13 protein-coding genes and 1 pseudogene are annotated in these 18,297 nt (G+C 74.5%); 6 read left to right on the forward strand and 8 right to left on the reverse strand.

The annotated features are described in order from the left end of the window. Together ACH443_RS00100 and ACH443_RS00105 are read left to right on the forward strand one after the other, a co-directional pair. Window positions 1–1,756: pseudogene (locus ACH443_RS00100) on the forward strand (hypothetical protein); the annotation flags it as partial. 257 nt (window positions 1,757–2,013) lie between these two features. Then, window positions 2,014–3,336: an MFS transporter gene (locus ACH443_RS00105; protein WP_430589130.1), complete on the forward strand. Its 1,323-nt coding sequence runs from the start codon at window positions 2,014–2,016 to the stop codon at window positions 3,334–3,336. A gap of 13 nt (window positions 3,337–3,349) precedes the next feature. Here the strand turns inward: ACH443_RS00105 and ACH443_RS00110 are convergent, their stop codons facing one another. After that, window positions 3,350–4,654, reverse strand: a complete 1,305-nt coding sequence (locus tag ACH443_RS00110; protein WP_430589131.1) for an MFS transporter — start codon at window positions 4,652–4,654, stop codon at window positions 3,350–3,352. A gap of 79 nt (window positions 4,655–4,733) precedes the next feature. On the opposite strand from ACH443_RS00110, the gene ACH443_RS00115 reads away from it, so the two are divergent. The 3 genes from ACH443_RS00115 to ACH443_RS00125 all read left to right on the forward strand — a co-directional run bounded on the left by ACH443_RS00115 (window position 4,734) and on the right by ACH443_RS00125 (window position 6,759). After that, window positions 4,734–5,405, forward strand: coding sequence for a YczE/YyaS/YitT family protein (locus tag ACH443_RS00115; RefSeq protein WP_429765510.1), 672 nt, complete (start codon window positions 4,734–4,736; stop codon window positions 5,403–5,405). Window positions 5,406–5,467: 62 nt separating this feature from the next. Beyond that, window positions 5,468–5,788, forward strand: coding sequence for a GNAT family N-acetyltransferase (locus ACH443_RS00120; RefSeq protein ID WP_430556360.1), 321 nt, complete (start codon window positions 5,468–5,470; stop codon window positions 5,786–5,788). After that, a complete protein-coding gene (locus tag ACH443_RS00125) occupies window positions 5,785–6,759 on the forward strand; it encodes a DUF1524 domain-containing protein (RefSeq protein WP_430556359.1) in 975 nt (324 codons plus the stop codon). The genes ACH443_RS00120 and ACH443_RS00125 overlap by 4 nt, the downstream gene beginning before the upstream one ends. 34 nt (window positions 6,760–6,793) lie before the next feature. Here the strand turns inward: ACH443_RS00125 and ACH443_RS00130 are convergent, their stop codons facing one another. The 6 genes from ACH443_RS00130 to ACH443_RS00155 all read right to left on the reverse strand — a co-directional run bounded on the left by ACH443_RS00130 (window position 6,794) and on the right by ACH443_RS00155 (window position 14,661). Continuing rightward, window positions 6,794–7,609 carry a YceI family protein gene (locus tag ACH443_RS00130; protein ID WP_430589132.1) on the reverse strand — a complete coding sequence of 272 codons (816 nt, stop codon included), beginning with the start codon at window positions 7,607–7,609 and terminating at the stop codon, window positions 6,794–6,796. 17 nt (window positions 7,610–7,626) lie between these two features. Further along, window positions 7,627–10,125: an MFS transporter gene (locus tag ACH443_RS00135; RefSeq protein WP_430589133.1), complete on the reverse strand. Its 2,499-nt coding sequence runs from the start codon at window positions 10,123–10,125 to the stop codon at window positions 7,627–7,629. A 50-nt stretch (window positions 10,126–10,175) separates the two neighbouring features. Continuing rightward, window positions 10,176–10,640, reverse strand: a complete 465-nt coding sequence (locus ACH443_RS00140) for a MarR family winged helix-turn-helix transcriptional regulator (RefSeq protein WP_430556356.1) — start codon at window positions 10,638–10,640, stop codon at window positions 10,176–10,178. A gap of 69 nt (window positions 10,641–10,709) precedes the next feature. Continuing rightward, a complete protein-coding gene (locus tag ACH443_RS00145; protein ID WP_430589134.1) occupies window positions 10,710–11,561 on the reverse strand; it encodes an SDR family oxidoreductase in 852 nt (283 codons plus the stop codon). 8 nt (window positions 11,562–11,569) lie between these two features. Further along, window positions 11,570–13,249: a phosphoglucomutase (alpha-D-glucose-1,6-bisphosphate-dependent) gene (pgm, locus tag ACH443_RS00150; protein WP_430589135.1), complete on the reverse strand. Its 1,680-nt coding sequence runs from the start codon at window positions 13,247–13,249 to the stop codon at window positions 11,570–11,572. 53 nt (window positions 13,250–13,302) lie between these two features. Further along, complete coding sequence (locus tag ACH443_RS00155; RefSeq protein WP_430589136.1) at window positions 13,303–14,661, reverse strand: acetamidase/formamidase family protein; 1,359 nt, start codon at window positions 14,659–14,661, stop codon at window positions 13,303–13,305. A 258-nt stretch (window positions 14,662–14,919) separates the two neighbouring features. On the opposite strand from ACH443_RS00155, the gene ACH443_RS00160 reads away from it, so the two are divergent. Next, complete coding sequence (locus tag ACH443_RS00160) at window positions 14,920–16,860, forward strand: calcineurin-like phosphoesterase C-terminal domain-containing protein (RefSeq protein WP_430589137.1); 1,941 nt, start codon at window positions 14,920–14,922, stop codon at window positions 16,858–16,860. A 39-nt stretch (window positions 16,861–16,899) separates the two neighbouring features. Here the strand turns inward: ACH443_RS00160 and ACH443_RS00165 are convergent, their stop codons facing one another. Further along, entirely contained in the window at window positions 16,900–18,252 is a 1,353-nt protein-coding gene (locus tag ACH443_RS00165) for a M20 family metallopeptidase (RefSeq protein ID WP_430589138.1), read from the reverse strand. Window positions 18,253–18,297: the final 45 nt, after the last annotated feature.

The following is an 18,297-nucleotide window of genomic DNA, read 5'->3' on the forward strand; positions in this document are numbered from 1 at the left end:
CGGTGACCTCGGTGACCTCGGTGACCTCGGTGACCTCGGTGACCTCGGTGACCTCGGTGACCTCGGTGACCTCGGTGACCTCGGTGACCTCGGTGACCTCGGTGAGGTGTCCGGGCTGGACGGCGCGGTGGACGAGCTGACCGCTGCGGTGGCCGACACCGCGGGCGCGGTCGACGGCGTGCTGGGCACGCAGTCGCTGCTGCGGTCCACGGTGGACGGTCTGCTCGGGCCGGACGGCGTGGTGGACGACGTCGTCGGCCCGGACGAGGCGCAGGACGGCGTCACGGACGGTCTCGTGGAGGCTGTGCTGGACGACGTCGACTCGACGCTCGTCTCGGTGACGGCCGGCGACCTGCCGGGCGTCGTCGACGAGGTCGCTGCCGAGGACGGCGTGCTCGACGACGTGCTGGAGGACGGCGGCGTCGACACGGCCGCGGACGACCTGGTCGATCAGGTCTCGGACCTGGCGGGCACGGTCGACGACACCGTCGGGACCGGGTCGCTGGTGCAGGATGTCGTGGACGGCATCGCCGGTGACGACGGCGTCCTGGACGACGTCGTCGGTGCCGACGAGCCCGAGGGCGGCGTCACGGACGAGGCCGTGGAGCACGCGCTCGACGACCTGGAGCAGATCGTCGGCGACGTCACCGAGGGTGACCTCGGCGCCGTGACCGACGACCTCACGGCCGACGACGGCCTGGTGGACGACGTGCTCGAGGACCAGGGCCTGGACCCTGTGCTCGGGGACGTCGTCGACTCGACCGGCACGGTGGACGACCTGCTGGGCACCGGCTCGGTGGTGCAGGACACGGCCGACGGGCTGCTCGGCGAGGACGGCGTGGTCGACGACGTCGTCGGCGCCGACGAGCCGCAGGACGGCGTCACGGACGGCCTCGTGGAGGCCGTGGTCGACGACGTCGACTCGACGCTCGACTCGGTGACGGCCGGCGACCTGCCGGGCGTCGTGGACGACCTCACCGCCGACGACGGCCTGGTCGACGACGTGCTGGAGGACCAGGGTCTCGACCCGGTGCTGAACGACGTCGTCGACTCGACCGGCGCGGTGGACGACCTGCTCGGCACGGGTGACCTGGTCGAGGACACCGTCGACGGGATCGCCGGCGAGGACGGCACCGTGGACGACATCATCGGCGCCGACGAGCCGCAGGACGGCGTGACCGACGAGCTCGTCGAGCACGTCGTCGAGGACCTCAACGACACGGCGAACGACCTGCTCGAGGGCGACCTCGGGGCCGTGACGGACGACGTCCTCGCCGAGGACGGCCTGGTCGACGACGTCCTGGAGGACGGCACGACCGCCACTGATCCTGGTGACGGCACGGATCCTGGTGACGGCACGGATCCTGGTGACGGCACGGATCCTGGTGACGGCACGGATCCTGGTGACGGCACGGATCCTGGTGACGGCACGGACCCCGGTGACGGTGACAACGGTGGCGGTGGCAGCACCGACAACCCCGGTGACGGCACCGGCGACGGCGCGACCGGCCCCGCGGGCGGTCCGGTGGCCGAGGCGCCCGGCTCGGACGGTTCGGGACAGCTGAGCGGTACCGGGTCCGACGGCGCCACGGCGGCGTCCGGCGCTGCCGGTGCCGACGGGACCGACGCGATGCAGACCCTGCCGACGACGGGTGGGGACCTGCGGCTGCTGGGGCTGTCCCTGCTGCTGATGCTGACGGGCGGCGTGCTGCTGCTGCGTCGTCGGAGGGAGGCGCTCGCGGTCGCGACCCGCTGACCCCACCGGAGCCGGTACCGGCTCCGGACGGGGCGGCGCTGTCACGGGGGATCACTGGGGAGTGTCCCGTGGCAGCTCCGCCCCGGCTGGGGTCGGCGTGGGCGCAGCACGGCGCAGGGGGCCGGGCCGCGCCCACGACACCACCGGCACCACGGGGTGCGCGTGGCGGCCCCGGGCGGACGATCACCGGACCCTCGACGGAGGTGCCCGGGAGACCCGCCCGGGGCTGCCCGTGGACACGCCTACCCTGGGACACCGTGCCCCGACTGATCGCCGACCTCACGCCGCTGCGCGTCTCCCCGGCGTTCCGTCGCCTGTGGTGGGGCCTCGGCGTCTCCAACATCGGCACGCAGATCACCGTGGTCGCGGTGGGCCTGCAGGTGTACGCCCTGACCGGGTCCACGCTCGCGGTGGGCACGCTGGGCATCGCGGCGCTGGTGCCGCTGGTCGCGCTCGGCCTGTACGGCGGGGCGCTGGTGGACCACTACGACCGGCGCCGCGTCTCGCTGCTCGCGTCGTCGGTGCTCTGGCTCGTGACGGCGGCGATCGCGGCGCAGGCCTGGCTCGACGTCGGCTCGGTGAACCTGCTGTACGGGCTGGTGGCGCTGCAGTCGGCGGCGTTCGCGATCAACAACCCGGCGCGCACGTCGATCGTGCCGCGCCTGCTGGAGCCGCAGCTCATGCCGGCGGCCCTCGCCCTGCAGACGCTGGCGTTCAACGTGGCGCTCACGTGCGGCCCGCTCGTGGGCGCGCTCCTCGTGGCCCGGCTCGGGTACGCCTGGGCGTACACCCTCGACGCGCTGCTGTTCACGGCGGCGCTGTGGGCGGTGTGGCGGCTGCCCGCCGTCCCGCCCGAGCAGCCGCTGGACGACGGCGCGGACGCTGACGCGACGGGCGCCGCGCCCGCCCGGCGGCGCGTCGTCGGGCTGAGCTCCGTGCTCGACGGGCTGCGTTACATCGCGACGCGGCCGAACGTGCGCACGACGTTCGTCGTCGACCTGGCCGCGATGGTGCTCGCCTTCCCGCGCGTGCTGTGGCCCGCGGCGGGCGCCCTCTACCTGGGCGGCGGGGAGACGACGACGGGCGTGCTCGCCGCCGGGTTCGCCGTCGGCGGCATTCTCGCGAGCGTGTTCTCCGGCGCCCTCGTCCGCGTGCGGTGGCAGGGCCGGATCATCGTGTGGGCGATCACGGCGTGGGGGCTGAGCGTCACCGCCTTCGGCGCGGTGCTGGTCGCCGTCGGGCCGGGCGCGCCGGACGGCGTGCTGTGGGGCGCCGTGGTGCTCGCGGGCGTGGCGCTGCTGCTCGCGGGCGGTTCCGACGCGATCTCGTCCGTGTTCCGCCAGTCGATCCTGCAGACCGCGACGCCGGACCACATGCGCGGCCGCCTGCAGGGCGTGTTCATCGTGGTGGTCGCGGGCGGGCCGCGGCTCGGGGAGATGGTGCTCGGCTCCGAGGCCACGTGGTTCGGCGAGGGGTGGGCGGCCGTCGTCGGCGGGCTCGCGTGCGTCGCCGTGCTGTGGCTGGTCGTGCGGCTGCAGCCCCGGTTCTGGCGCTACGACGCGCGCCACCCGGAGCCCTGACCCCGCGGTTCGACTAGCCGGCGACGGCGGCGTACGGGCGCCGACGTCTCATCCCGGGCAGCGCGGCGAGCGCCAGCAGGGCGCACGCCCAGCCGCCCGACATCGTGACGAGGAACCCGGCGTGCGAGTCCGCGGCGTCCACGGCCACACCGGCCAGCCACGAGCCGATCGAGACGCCCACGCCCAGCGACGTGCCCACCCAGGTGAGGCCCTCGGTGAGCTGGTGCGGTACGACGAGCGCCTGCACCAGGGCGTTGCCGTTGATGAGCGTGGGCGCGATGGCGAAGCCGGCCACGAACATGACCACGCCCAGGACCACGAGGTTCTGGACGAAGAAGAACAGCGAGACGCCGACGGCGATCCCGCAGGCGGTGACCGTGAAGCGGACCGAGAGCGGGGACACCCAGTGCCGGGCCCCGTACGCCAGACCCGAGACCATCGAGCCCAGCGCGAAGCAGGCGAGCACCAGCCCGGCGAGGCCCTTGACCCCCTGCTCCTCCGCGAACGCCACGGTGGCGACGTCGCTCGACCCGAACATGACACCCATGCCGACGAAGACGACGGCGAGCACCGGCATCCCGGGCATGCGGATCGCGGAGCGGCGCTCCAGCCGGACGGCGTCGGGGTGCGCCACCGTGCCGACGCGCTCGCCGTCCGCGGGCACGGCGGCGCCGCGAGCGGGTGGTTCCGTGCGTCGCTGCGTGAGGAACCAGGCGGCGCCCGCACCGCCCACGACGGCCGCCACCAGCAGGCCGCCCGACGGGATCACCGTCGTCGCGAGCGTCGTGGCCAGCACCGGGCCCACGATGAACACCAGCTCGTCGAGGGCCGACTCCAGGGAGTAGGCGGTGTGCACGCGCTGCGCCTCGGGCAGCACGTGGGACCAGCGGGCCCGGGCGAGCGACCCGTACGAGCCCTGGCTCGCGCCGCCGACCGCGGCGCACACCCACAGCACCCACTCCGGGGCGCCCAGGGTCGCGGCCGCCACCAGCCCCAGCAGCCCCACCGTCGTCGCGACCAGCATCGGGGTCATCACGCGGGCCTGACCCGATCGGTCCACGCGGCGGGCGATCTGCGGCGCGACCAGCGCCTGCGCCACCACCAGCACCGCCGACACCCGGCCCGCCATCGCGTACGAGCCGTACAGGGCCTGGACCATGAGCACCGTGCCGATGCCGACCATCGACATCGGCAGCCGGGCGATCACGCCCGCGGCGGAGAACGGCAGGGCTCCCGGCACGCGGAGGACGTCGAGGTACGGGTTGCGCTTCCGGGCGGCCGACGCCGTGTCGGGGCCCTCGGGGACGGGCACGGTCACTGCCGGATTCTCCCACCCCGGCCACGGGGCGGCAGCGCCACCGCGCGCGCCCGCCGCACGACGCCTACCGTGACGACCCATGACCGCCAGGGGCCGCGTGCGCGCGGCGCAGCTCGTCCCGCGTGCGCTCTGGGCACTCGGCGGCGTCGCGGTGCTCGCCCTCGGGTCGGCCGTGCTGCTGTCCGCGCACGTCGGCGTCGACCCGTTCACGGCGGCGAACATCGGGGTCAGCGGGCACCTCGGCATGGGGCTCGGGGCGTACCAGCTCGCCGTGAACGTCGTCCTGCTCGTGCCCGTCGTGGTGTGGGCGCGCCGCTACGTCGGCCTGGGCACGGTCATCAACATGGTGATGACGGGGTTCTTCGTGCAGTGGTTCGGTGCGCTGCTGGACCCCCTGGTGCCCGACCCGCCCGGCCACCTGCTCCAGGCCGTGCTCTTCGGGGTGGGGATCGTGCTGTTCACGGCGGGCGCGTCGGCCTACATGACCGCGGGGATCGGGACGGCGCCGTACGACGCGATCGCGCCGATCGTCGTCGACCGCACCGGGTGGCGCTACCGGGCGGTCCGGGTGGTGCAGGACCTGGCGTTCGTGGGGCTGGCGGTCGTGTTCGGCGGCCCCGTGGGGGTGGGAACGGTCATGACGGCGTTCTTCGCAGGGCCGCTCATCGACTTCTTCACCGTGCGGGTCAACACGCCGCTGCTGCACCGCCTGCTGCCCCGCGACGAGAAGCCGGCCCGCCAGGCACCGTGAGGTCCGTCTCGCCCCGGCACGGGAGGCGACAGACGCCGGGGTCAGCGGCCAGGATGGGGGCCATGAACGCCACTCCCACCCCCGTGACGGTCGTCGACGACCGCGATCACCAGGTCTTCCTCGCCCGGCTCGACGACGGTCGCCGCGCCGGCGGCGCGTACTACGAGCGGAAGGACGACGGGGGGGCGGCGGTGGTCGTCTTCACGCACACGGAGGTGGACCCCGCCTTCGAGGGGCAGGGGATCGGGTCCCAGCTCGCCGCCGGCGCGCTCGACCAGGTGCGCGCCGCCGGGGAGAAGATCGTGCCGCTGTGCCCGTTCGTCAAGGCGTACGTGCAGCGGCACCCCGAGTACGCCGACCTGCTCGCCCACCCCGCCCGGTGAGGGCGGCGACCACCACCCGGCGCGTCGGCATCGCGGCGCTGGGTGCCTCCGTCGCGCTGCTCCTCGGGGCGTGCGCCGGAGGCCTCGATCCCGCGGCGTCCGGGATCGGCGGCGCGGACGTGGATCCGCCGGCGGCGACGGTGGCGCCCGCGCCGGACGTGCCTGGGGAGTCCGCGCCGGGGGAGTCCGCGCCCGCGGCGTCCGGCACGGCGCTCGCGGCGCTCTCGGGCCTGCCGGTGAAGGGCCGCGCGCCCCAGACGGGGTACTCCCGCGACCAGTTCGGGCCGGCGTGGGCCGACATCGACCACAACGGCTGCGACACGCGCAACGACGTCCTCGCGCGCGACCTGACGCGCACCGTCACGGACCCGGGCACGCACGACTGCATCGTGCTGAGCGGCGTGCTCGCCGACCCGTACACGGGCACGCGGATCGACTTCCTGCGCGGGCAGGCGACGTCCACCGCGGTGCAGATCGACCACGTGGTCGCGCTGTCCGACGCGTGGCAGAAGGGGGCCCAGCAGCTCGACGGCGTCGCGCGCCGGCAGCTCGCCAACGATCCGCTCAACCTGCTCGCCGTCGACGGGCCGACCAACTCGGGCAAGGGCGACGGCGACGCCGCGACCTGGCTGCCGCCGTCCAAGGCGTTCCGCTGCCAGTACGTGGCGCGGCAGGTCGCGGTGAAGCAGGCGTACGCCCTCTGGGTCACGCAGGCCGAGCACGACGCCATCGCGGGCATCCTGGCCCGGTGCCCCGACGAGCCGCTGCCCGCCGGCGGGCCCGCGCCCGACGTCGCGCCGGTCGACGATCAGGGGGACGATCCGGCGGACGACGACGCCGGCGCCGAGCCGCAGGAGCCGTTCGCGAACTGCGACGCGGCGCGGGCGGCCGGGGCGGCGCCGGTCCACCGCGGGGACCCCGGCTACTCCTCCCGGCTGGACGGCGACAACGACGGGACCGCCTGCGAGTAGCGCCACGACGTCGGGCGGGGCGTCGGGCGGGGCGTCACGCGGGCAGCGCGGCGCCCTGCGCGGCCTGGATCTCCAGCTCGACCTTGAGGGTGGTGCCGACGATGGCGACGCCGGCGGCGGCGACCTCGTTGTACCGGATGGCGAAGGCGTCGCGGCGCAGCTCGGTGGTGGCGCGGAACGCGGCGCGCACCACCCCCTGCGCGTCGGCGCCGGTGCCCAGGTAGGTCAGGTCGAGGTCGACGGGGTGCGCCAGCCCGTGCAGGGTGAGGTCGCCGTGCACGGTCCAGCGGCCGTCGGCGACCGGGGTCATCCCCGTGGAGCGGTACGTGATGTGCTCGTACCGCTCCACGTCGAGGAAGTCCGGGGAGCGCAGGTGGCCGTCCCGGTAGGCGTTGCCGGTGTCGATGGACGCCGCCGCGATCACCGCGGCCACGCCGGACCGGGAGACGTCGCCGGGCGCGACGTCGATCCGGCCGGCGAGCTCGGTGAACCGGCCCCGCACGCTGGAGATGCCCAGGTGCTGGGCCACCGCCGTCACCGACGAGTGCGCCGGGTCGATCGTCCACGGCCCCGGCGGCGGCAGCTCCGTGCCACCCTGCCGGGCCAGCGTCACCGTGCCGAGGGCGGCGCGGCCCGCCGCGGTGACGATCGCCGACGTCGCGGCGGGCGCGTAGCCCACCGCGGTGACGATGGCGACGTACCCGCCCGGGGCGAGCGCGGCCTCGTCGCGCACCGCACCGTCGTCGTCCGCGGCCACCCGCAGCACCTGCGCGCCGCCGGCGTCCGTCAGGGTGACGACGGCGTGCGGCACCGCCCACCCGTCGCGCGTCCGCACGCTCGCGGTCAGCATCCCGCTCACCTCCGCGCTCACTCGGCCGGGTGGGCGAGGACGATGTCGTGACCGTCGACGCCCGCGCCGGCGAGGCTCAGCGCCGTCGCGGCCGGCGGGTAGCCCGTCGCGATCACGGTGTACTCGCCACCGTCCAGGTCGGTGAACGCGTAGGCGCCGTCCGGGCCGGTCGTGGCCGTGCCCGCGACGTTGCCGGCCGCGTCGACGAGCGTCACGCGGGCGTCCGCGAGCGGGCCGTGCGGGGCGCGCACGACGCCGGTCACCCGGGCGCCCGCGGCGAGCTCGACCTCGACGCGCGTGACGCCGGCGCCGCCCACGTCGACGGGCAGCGCCCGCGGCCGGAACCCGGCGGCGTTGACCGCCACGGTGACCGGTCCGGGCACGAGCTCCTCGAGCGCGAACGTGCCGTCCTCCGCCGTGCCGGTGCTCGCCTGCAGGTCGCCGCGCACGTCCGTGACCAGCACCATCGCGCCCGCGACGGGCTGCAGGTCAGGGCCCCGGACGACGCCGCGCAGGCCGCTGGTGCCGCTGAGCAGCACGTCGTGGGCCAGCGGCGTCGCGCCGACGACGATCGTCGAGGCCTGCGGCTGGAACCCGTCGGCCGAGGCGATGAGCACGTACGTGCCGGCACCCGGCGCGTCGACCGCGTAGGCGCCGTCGGAGCGTGCGATCGCGAGGCCGAGCTGGCGCCCGCCGAGCGAGATGAGCGTGATCGCCGCCTGCGGCAGCGGGGCGCCCTCGGCGCCGCGGACCAGGCCGTGCACGGTGACACCGCCCGTCCCGCCGTCGCCGACGGGCGGGCCGCCCGCGGCCGGGACGGCACGCCGGGCCGTCGGCTCGGCGCCGACCGCGACGAGCTCCGGTGCGTAGGCCTCGGTGTCCTCGACGGCCTCCGTGGCCGCGGAGTCGGCCTCCTCGGCGGCGGACTGGTCCATCGCGCCCTTGGTCTGCAGCGGGACCTCCTTGATGAAGACCACGAGCAGGAAGGCGACGAGAGCGGCGCACGCGCCGATGAGGAAGACGTCGGCGATGCCGTGCCCGTACGCGCTCTCGAGGACTCCGCGCAGGGGCTCGGGCACCTGGTCCATGTCGGGGATCTCGCCCGAGCCGCCGGTCGCGCCCTGCGCGAGCTCGGCGCCCTTCGGGCCCAGGTTCCGCAGGCCGTCCGCGACGTAGTCGGGGATCCGGTGCGCCAGGACGGCGCCGAGCGCGGAGACGCCGATCGCGCCGCCGAGCGAGCGGAAGAACGTCACCAGGGAGCTGGCGGAGCCCAGGTCGGCGGGGGCCACCTGGTTCTGGGTGCAGAGCACGAGGTTCTGCATCATCATGCCGACGCCGACGCCCATCACGGCCATGAAGACGGCGACGTGCCAGTACTCGGTGTCGTACCGGATGGTGCCCAGCAGCCCGAGCCCGGCGGTGAGCAGCAGGGCGCCGGAGACCAGCCAGCCCTTCCAGCGACCGGTCCTGGTGATGATGAGGCCGGAGAGGGTCGACGAGACAAACAGGCCGCCGATCATCGGGATCGTCATGACGCCGGCCATCGTCGGCGACTTGTCGCGCGCCAGCTGGAAGTACTGGCTGAAGAAGATGGTCCCGGCGAACATCGCCACGCCCACGAAGAGCGATGCCACCGAGGACAGGGCCACCGTGCGGTTGCGGAACAGCCGCATGGGGATGATCGGCTGGGAGACCTTCGACTCGACCAGCACGAACAGCAGGACGAGGACGAGCGCGCCGCCCGTCATCGCGTAGGTCTGCCACGAGTTCCAGTCGTACTTGTCGCCCGCGAACGTGACCCACAGGAGCAGCAGGCAGACGGCGGCGGTGGAGAGGAACGCGCCGCCCCAGTCGATCTTCACGTTGTCGCGCTTCACGACGGGCAGGTGCAGCGTCTTCTGCAGCACGATCAGGGCGACGAGCGCGAACGGCACGCCCACGTAGAAGCACCAGCGCCAGCCGAGCCAGTCGGTGTCGGTGATGACGCCGCCCAGGAGCGGGCCGCCGACGGTGGCGACGGCGAACGTGGCGCCGAGGTAGCCGGAGTACCGGCCCCGCTCGCGCGGCGCGATCATCGTGGCCATGACGATCTGCGCCAGGGCCGACAGGCCGCCGGTGCCGATGCCCTGGAACACCCGGCAGACGATCAGCCACTCCGCGGACTGGGCGAGCCCCGCCGCCGCCGAGGCGAGCACGAAGATCACCAGCGCGACCTGCACCAGCACCTTCTTGCTGAACAGGTCGGCGAGCTTGCCCCACAGCGGGGTGGTGGCGGTCATCGACAGCAGCGAGGCCGTGACGACCCAGGTGTAGGCCGACTGGCCGCCGCCGAGTTCGGCGATGACCTCCGGCAGGGCGTTCGAGACGATCGTGGAGGACAGGATCGCGACGAACATGCCCAGCATGAGGCCCGACAGGGCCTCCAGGATCTGGCGGTGGGTCATCGAGACCCCGGCCTGGTGGTCGGTGCGCCCGCGCTTGGCGTGCGCGGGCGCCGCCGCTGTGGTCGATGCCATGAAGGTCCTTCCGAGGTGCTGCGGGGGGAGGTGCTGCGTGTGTGAGGGCGTCAGGCCCGGGCGGGGACGGCGGCGCGGGCCGACGTCGGGCACTCGGCGAAGCTGCCGTGCAGCCGGGCCATGAGCTCCGTCAGGCGGTCGATCTCGGCGTCGTCCCAGTCGCCCATCCGCTCGGCGAGCAGACCGGCGGTGGTCGCGGAGATCTGCTCGAGCTTGCGCTGCCCCTCCGAGGTCAGGCTGAGGATCCACGACCGTCGGTCGTCCGGGTCGGGCGTGCGCTCGACCCACCCCTGCTCGACGGCGTGGGACGCGTGCCGGCTGGTGACGGACGGGTCCAGCCACAGCAGGTCGGCCAGGCGGCTCAGCCGCATCGGCCCCTGTCGCCGCAGGGTCGACATGACGGCCGTCGGCCCGACGGCGCAGTCGTGCGGCAGGTTGCGCACGATGGTGCGCTTGACGACGCCGACAGCGCGCAGCTGGCGCTGGAGCTCTTCGTACCGCGCGTGCTCAGGCATGCTCGCCCACTCCCATGTTGGTTGCGGGGAGCAAACATAAAAAGGTTGCCTGCTGAAATCAAATGGATGTCAGGGAGTGGTCGTGCGGCGCCGCGCCTCGCGCGCCATCGTCGCCATCGCGCGGACCCCGTACCGGAGGTGCACCCGCTGGGGGCGGCCGCCGCGCGTCAGGGCGTCGGTGCCCCCGTCGCAGTAGACGACCTGGCCGGTCGTGAAGCGGTTCTCCCGCGAGACCAGGAACGCGAGCAGGTCGGCCACCGGGGCGACGGGTCCCGGCGCGCCGAGGGGTTGGGGGAGCGCCGTCTCCAGGAGGACCCGGTCGCGCTCCCAGGTGCGGGTCACGACGTCCGTGGCGACGATCCCCGGGGCCACGGCGTTGAGCACGATGCCGTCGCGGGTCCACTCCGGCGACACGGCGGTCGCCCGTGTCCACAGGTTGAGGGCCGCCTTGCTGGACCGGTAGAGCTGGCTCCCGCGACCGGTGCGGGTCAGCCGGCGCGCGACGGCGAGCGCGCGTCGCTCGTCGCCGCTGCGACAGGCGCGGACGAGCGCCCCGCTGCCGCGGTTCAGCGTCGACGACGACGAGACGACGACGGCGGCCGGGGCGTCCGAGGCCGCCAGGCAGTCGCGCAGGCCCTCCAGCACGCCGGTGGCGCCGAAGTAGTTCAGCGCCACCGTCTCGGGCCGGGGCGCGCCGGCGCCCGCCGCCGCGACGACGCCGTCGACCCGCCCGCCGCCGAGGGACCGCACCCGCTCGACCAGGTCCGCCCGGCCCTCGGTGGTCGTGAGGTCGGCGCGCACGTCCACGCCGTCCGCCAGCCCGCAGGTGATCACCCGCCCGCGCGCGGCGAGCAGGTCGGCGACCGCCCGGCCCAGGCCGGAGTCCGCGCCGGTGACGACGTACGTGCGCGGGTGCGGCACGGCGGTCGTCAGGCGTCGCCGAGCGCGCCGTCGACGAGCTCCTTGGCGGCGGCCTGCACCTCGGCGAGGTGGTCGGCCGACACGAACGACTCGGCGTAGATCTTGTACACGTCCTCCGTGCCCGACGGGCGGGCCGCGAACCACGCGTCCTCGGTGGTCACCTTGAGGCCGCCGATCTTCGCGCCGTTCCCCGGCGCCTCGGTGAGCGTCGCGGTGATGTCCTGCCCGGCGAGCGTCGTGGAGGCGACCTCGTCGGGGGACAGGGCGGCCAGGCGCGACTTCTGCGCGCGCGTGGCCGGCGCGTCCACGCGGGCGTACCAGGACTCGCCGTAGCGGTCGACGAGGTCGGCGTGGTGCTCCGACGGCGTGCGACCCGTCGTCGCGATGATCTCGGAGGCGAGCAGCGCGAGCAGCAGGCCGTCCTTGTCGGTGGACCAGACGCGGCCGTCGCGGCGCAGGAACGACGCTCCCGCCGACTCCTCGCCCCCGAACCCGACCTCGCCGTTCAGCAGGCCCGGTACGAACCACTTGAAGCCCACGGGCACCTCGACCAGCTGCCGGCCCAGGCCCGCCACGACGCGGTCGATCAGCGCCGACGACACGAGCGTCTTGCCGACCGCCGTGCCCTCCGGCCAGCCGGGACGCGCCCCGCCGTACAGGTACCCGATCGCGACGGCCAGGTAGTGGTTGGGGTTCATCAGCCCGGCGTCGGGGGTCACGATGCCGTGCCGGTCGGAGTCCGCGTCGTTGCCGGTCGCGACGTCGTACGGCGCGTCGCCGGCCATCTTCTCCACGAGCGACGCCATCGCGTACGGGGAGCTGCAGTCCATGCGGATCTTGCCGTCCCAGTCGAGCGTCATGAACGACCAGCGCGGGTCCACCTGCGGGTTCACCACGGTGAGGTCGAGGTCGTACCGCTCGCCGATCGCACCCCAGTACTCGACCGACGCGCCGCCCAGCGGGTCCGCGCCGATGCGCACGCCGGCCGTGCGGATCGCGTCGAGGTCGACGACGTTCGGTAGGTCGTCCACGTACGTGGTGAGGAAGTCGTGCTTGTGGGTGGTGTCGGCCCCGAGCGCGTCCTCGAGCGCGACCCGGCGCACGGACGCGAGCCCGCCGGTGCGGAGTATCTCGTTCGCGCGGTCCGCGATCCAACCCGTCGCCTCCGACCCGGCGGGGCCGCCGTGCGGCGGGTTGTACTTGAAACCGCCGTCGCGCGGCGGGTTGTGCGACGGCGTGACGACGATGCCGTCCGCGAGGCCCGGCCCCTGCGTGCGCACGCCGTCGCCCGTCGTCGCGCCGTTGTGGATGAGGATCGACTGCGACACGGCGGGCGTCGGCGTGAACGAGTCGCGGGCGTCGACCATCACCGTGACGCCCGCCGCGGCCAGCACCTCCAGCGCCGTCTGCCACGCCGGCAGGGACAGGGCGTGCGTGTCCCGGCCGATGAACAGCGGGCCGTCCGTGCCCTGCGACGCCCGGTACTCGACGATCGCCTGCGTGATCGCCGCGATGTGCGCCTCGTTGAACGCGGTGTCCAGGCTGGAGCCGCGGTGCCCGGACGTGCCGAACACCACCTGCTGCGCCGGGTCCGCGACGTCCGGCGCGAGGTCGTAGTACGCCCCCACCACCTGGTCGACGTCGATGAGGTCGATGTCCTGGGCCGGCTTCCCCGCGCGCTCGTGCATGGGGTCGATCTTGCCAGTCGTCGCCGCCGGGTGTCAGGGCTGTCCCGCCGCCGTCAGCCTCGGAAGTCCGCCTTGCGCACCAGCCCGTGCACGCCGACCGTGCGGTCGACGACCTGCGAGACGGCGAAGTCGGCCGCCGCGGACAGGTACGCGTACGCGATCGCGCGGTCCAGGCCCTGGTCGTGCTCGAGGAAGTCGAGGGCGTTGACGACGGCGCGCCGCATCGCGACGTCGAGGTCGGAGCCGTTGCCGCCCACCGCGCCGTCCGGGTCGGACAGGCCGATGGGGATCCAGGCGTCGGCGGTCTCGGCGAACGGGTACGAGTACGCGACGGAGGGCGCGTCGCCCGAGCCCGGCTTGCACACGGTGAGGCGGAACGTGCCCCGCAGCGAGCCCTCCATCGCGGTGAGCGCCACCTCGCCGTCGCCCATCGCCATGTGCGGGTCGCCGACGTAGAACAGGGCGCCCGGCGCGCGCACCGGGAGGTAGAACGTGGAGCCCGCGCCCAGCCGGCTGATGTCGATGTTGCCGCCGCCCAGCGTGGGCGGGATCGAGTTCGCCTCGGGGGCGGTGAGCCCCGTGTTCTCCGAGAACGCGACGCCCATCGTGCCGAAGAAGTACCGCAGCGGGAACGACACGCGCGAGCGTCCCTCGCCGATGACCGCCTTGCCGCCCCGGATCTGCGCGAGCACCGACACGTTGCCGTACTCGGTGGGGACGCCGGTGGCGCGGCCGTCCGTCGCGACCGGCGGCATGACCTCGTCGAGCGTGATGCCGGCGGGTGCGCCCGAGGAGGTGAGGGCCAACGCGCCCTTGCCGTGCCGGGACGAGATGACGCCGTACGGCACGCGCGGCACGACGTCGAGCGTCTCGATCTTCAGCACGTCGCCGGGCGCGGCGCCCTCGACGTGCACGGGGCCGGTGATGACGTGCGGTCCGTCGGTGTCGAAGTTCCGCGGGGTGCGGTCGTAGCCCCCGGCGATGGCGACGGCGTCGTCCAGCACCTCGCGGCGTCGGACGCCGCGCTCGCCGAACCACGCGACGGGGTCGCGGCCCTGGTCCTCGAGGATGCCCTCGTGCGACACCGAGTCGATGGTGATCGTGCGGCCCGACCGGACCCGCGTGACGGCGGTCGCGTGCACGGAGGGCACGTAGCCCCACAGGACGTCGTCGACGTCGGAGCGCAGGTAGTGCTCCCCGCGGATGCGGCCCTGGCCCGGCTGCAGGATGCCGCCGAAGCTGCCCGCGCCGCCCCGGCCCGCGGCGGTGGTGCCGCCCGAGGTGGCCGCGGCGGGGACCGCCGCGCCGACCGTCAGCGCGGCCCCGGCGCCCACGCCGGCCGCGGCCTGCAGGAACCGTCGGCGCCCGAGGCCGGCGGTGAGGGTCTCGGCAGCGTCTCGTCCGTCGTGCATGGTGCTCCTCCTGAGGTCGGCTGGGCCCGACGGTAGGGAGCCCGCATGACGCCCGTGTTCGGGACGGGTGTCCGCCGGGTAACGGGCGGGCCTCGTTCGCTGGGAGTTCGCCGTGCCCCGTCTGACGTTCGGCTGCCCGGCGTCTCGACGTCACCGGACGGTTGCCTCGGCCGCCTACCGTCGTCGCCATCGGCATGCCGGAGCGCCCTGACGAGGGCGTGTACTCGATCCGCTCTCTCACGACCCCGGAGGAAGTACATGAACCCCCGCAGCATCCGCCAGGCCTGTGCCGCGGCCGGCGCCGCCTCGCTCGTCGGGCTGGTCCTCGTGGCGCCCGGCGCCGCGGCCGCGCCGTCGCCCGACCCGGCCGAGGTGAAGGCGGCCGCGGCCGCCCAGCGCGCCCAGGTCGGCCTGTACACCGGTCACGTCGAGGTCGTCCGCGGCGACGCCGCCGACCCCGAGGTGCTCACCGGCACCGTGTTCCACGACAAGGACGAGGACTCCACCCAGGACAAGGGCGAGAAGGGCGTCGCCGGCGTCCAGGTGTCCAACGGGCGCGACGTCGTCACGACCGACGGCCAGGGGCGCTACCGCCTCCCGGCCTTCGACGACATGACCGTCTTCGTCACCCAGCCCGCGGGCTACCAGGTGCCGGTGGACGAGAACGCCATCGCCCAGTTCAGCTACAACCACCTGCCCGAGGGGTCGCCCGACCTGAGGTACGGCGGCCTCGAGCCCACCGGGCCGCTGCCGAAGGCCGTCAACTTCCCCCTCGGGAAGTCGAAGGCGACCGGCAGGGCGAAGCAGAGCTGCCCGATCGCGGCCGACAGCCAGACGTACGACCTCACCCAGGTCGGCTACGCGCGCGACGGCGCCGTCGCGGACCTCATGGCCCGCGACGACTACGCGAGCTGCGGCGTCCTGCTGCTCGGCGACAACGTGGGCGACGACCTGAGCCTGTACCCCGAGCTCAAGGACATCTACGCCGCCGCGAACGGCCCGGTCCGCATGGCGCCCGGCAACCACGACATGGACTACGACGCCGCCGACGACTCCCGGGCCCTGGACACGTTCCGCCAGGAGGTCGGCCCCGGCTACTTCTCCTACGACGTCGGGCAGGCGCACGTCGTCGTCCTCGACAGCATCGTCTACAAGGGCGCCAAGCCGGACGGCAAGAACGGCGGCTACTGGGAGCAGATCGACGACCAGCAGCTCGCCTGGCTCGAGGCGGACCTCGCCGAGGTGCCGAAGAACAAGCTCGTCGTGGTTGCGACGCACGCACCGATCGTCGACCACCGCCAGGTGATCGTGGACAACGCACCGGAGCTGTACGACGTGCTGCGCGGGCGCAACGCGGTGACCGTCGGCGGGCACACGCACATGCTGGAGAACCTGCTGCCGGGCGACACGCGCGCCGAGTGGCGGGCGGGAGGCGTCGAGGAGCTCGAGCACACCCAGCTCGTGGCCGGCGCCGTCTCGGGCGACTGGTACTCCGGCGGCCTCGACGAGCAGGGCCTGCCCTACGCGTACATGGCCGACGGCGCCCGGCCGGGCGTCCTCACCCTGGACCTCGACGGCAACGCGTTCGCCGAGCGGTACACGATCCGCGGGGAGCAGGACGACCTCCAGCTCGCCCTCGGCGTGAACACGCCGCACTGGCGCGACTGGGCCGGCGAGGCGCTCGCGTGGCGCGACGGCGGCAAGGAGGGCGACGCGCCCGCGCTCGGCGACGAGCGGCTGGTGAGCGCCGACGACCTCGCGGGCGACAGCTGGCTCACCGCCAACTTCTACGCCGGCTCGTCGGCCGCGAGCGTCGAGGTGTCGATCGACGGCGGTGCCGCGGTCGAGGCCGAGCACACCCAGCCGATGACGGGCGAGTCGCTGCGCACCGGCTGGGAGTACTCCGACCCGACGGCGGCCACGCGCAACCTGCTCACCAGCGGGAACGCGACGCGGTCGAACGCGCACCTGTGGCGGCTGCCCCTCCCCGAGGACCTGGGGGCGGGCACGCACGCCGCGACGGTGACGGCCGTCGACAACCACGGCCGGGAGTTCACCGACACCCTGCGGTTCACGGTGGCCGACGACCGGCCCGCCGCGACCGCGACGGTGCTGCGCGGCGACGTGCCGAGCGACGACGCGCCGGTGCAGCCGGCACCGCAGGGCCCCGCCGACCCGGCGGAGCTCACCGCTCGGTGACCGGTACCGCACGCTGACGGGCGTCGCCCCCCGACCCGCTCAGTCGAAGTAGGTCGGCACGTCCAGCGGGCCGCCGTGCGCGACGAACTCGTCGTGCACGGCGGTCCGCAGGGCGTCGTCCGTGAGGTACTCCAGGGCGGTGAGGGCCAGCCCGACGGCGCCGTCGACGGCGGCCGGGACGGCCGCCGCGCCGCCGGCGGCGTCGGCGAACTCGGCGGTGTGCAGGGCCACGTCGGGCGCCGACACCTGGATCAGCGGGTGCATGCCGGGCACGCGGAACGACACGTTGCCGAAGTCGGTGGACGCAGCGAGCGTCTCGGACACGACGCCGGGCGGCAGAGGGTCGCGCCCGCGCCGCCGCTGCGCCGCCACCCAGCGCTCGGTCAGCGCCGCGTTGGTGCGCACGGGCAGGCTCGGCAGGGCGCCGTCGTCCCACACGATCTCGACCTCGGTGCCGGTCATGAGCGCCGCGCCGCGGGCGACGTCGTCGAGCCGCGCCGACAGGTCGCGCAGGGTGTCCGGGTACTTCGACCGGGCGTAGAGCCGCATCACCGCGCGCTCGGTGATGATGCTGGGCCGGGTGCCGCCCTCGACGACGGTCGCGTGCACGCGGTCCACCGGTGGCAGCTGCTGCCGCAGCAGCCCGATGCCCTGGTAGGCGAGGTTCGCGGCGTCGAGCGCGTTGCGCCCCATGAACGGCTGGGCCGACGCGTGCGCCGGCCTGCCCGTGAACGTCCAGGTGAGCAGCCGCCGCCCCAGCCACACCTGCTCGGCGACGTCCTGCCCGTACGGGTGCACCATGATCGCCGCGTCCACGACGTCGAACGCCCCCGCACGGGCCAGCACCTCCTTGCCGGAGCTCCCCTCCTCGGCGGGGGTGCCGAGCAGGACGACGCGACCCGCGGGCGCGCCCGCCGAGGCCAGGACTCCGCGCAGCGCGAGGAACGCGCCCACCCCGGCGGCGGCGATGACGTTGTGCCCGCAGGCGTGCCCGATGACGGGCAGCGCGTCGTACTCCGCGCAGATCGCGATCGTCGGGCCGTCGCCGGCCCCCGCGAGCTCCGCGCGGAACGCCGTCGGGACGCCGTGCGCGCCGAGCTCGGCGTCGATCCCGTGCCGGGCCAGCACCTCGACCAGCAGGGCGGCGCTGCGGTGCTCCTCCCAGGCCGGCTCCGGGTCGGCGTGCAGGCGTTCGACGACCTCCCGCAGGTCGGGCTCCAGGGCCTCGGCCGCGCGCTCGACGGCGTCCGCGACGGCGGCGGGCAGCAGCGAGGGGGCGACGTCGGCCGGCGGGGCCGACCGCCGGCGCTCCTCGCTCTCGTGGAACAGGTGGTCGAGGTAGGCGGTGCTCGGGCGGGCGGGCTGCGTGGCGTTCGCGTCGGGCACGGTCATGTCAGGCATCGTAGGGAAACCGGCGCTGTGCCCGGGAGGAATCGC

The organism is Isoptericola sp. NPDC019571, assembly GCF_044389385.1.
Taxonomy (GTDB): Bacteria; Actinomycetota; Actinomycetes; order Actinomycetales; family Cellulomonadaceae; genus Isoptericola; species Isoptericola nanjingensis.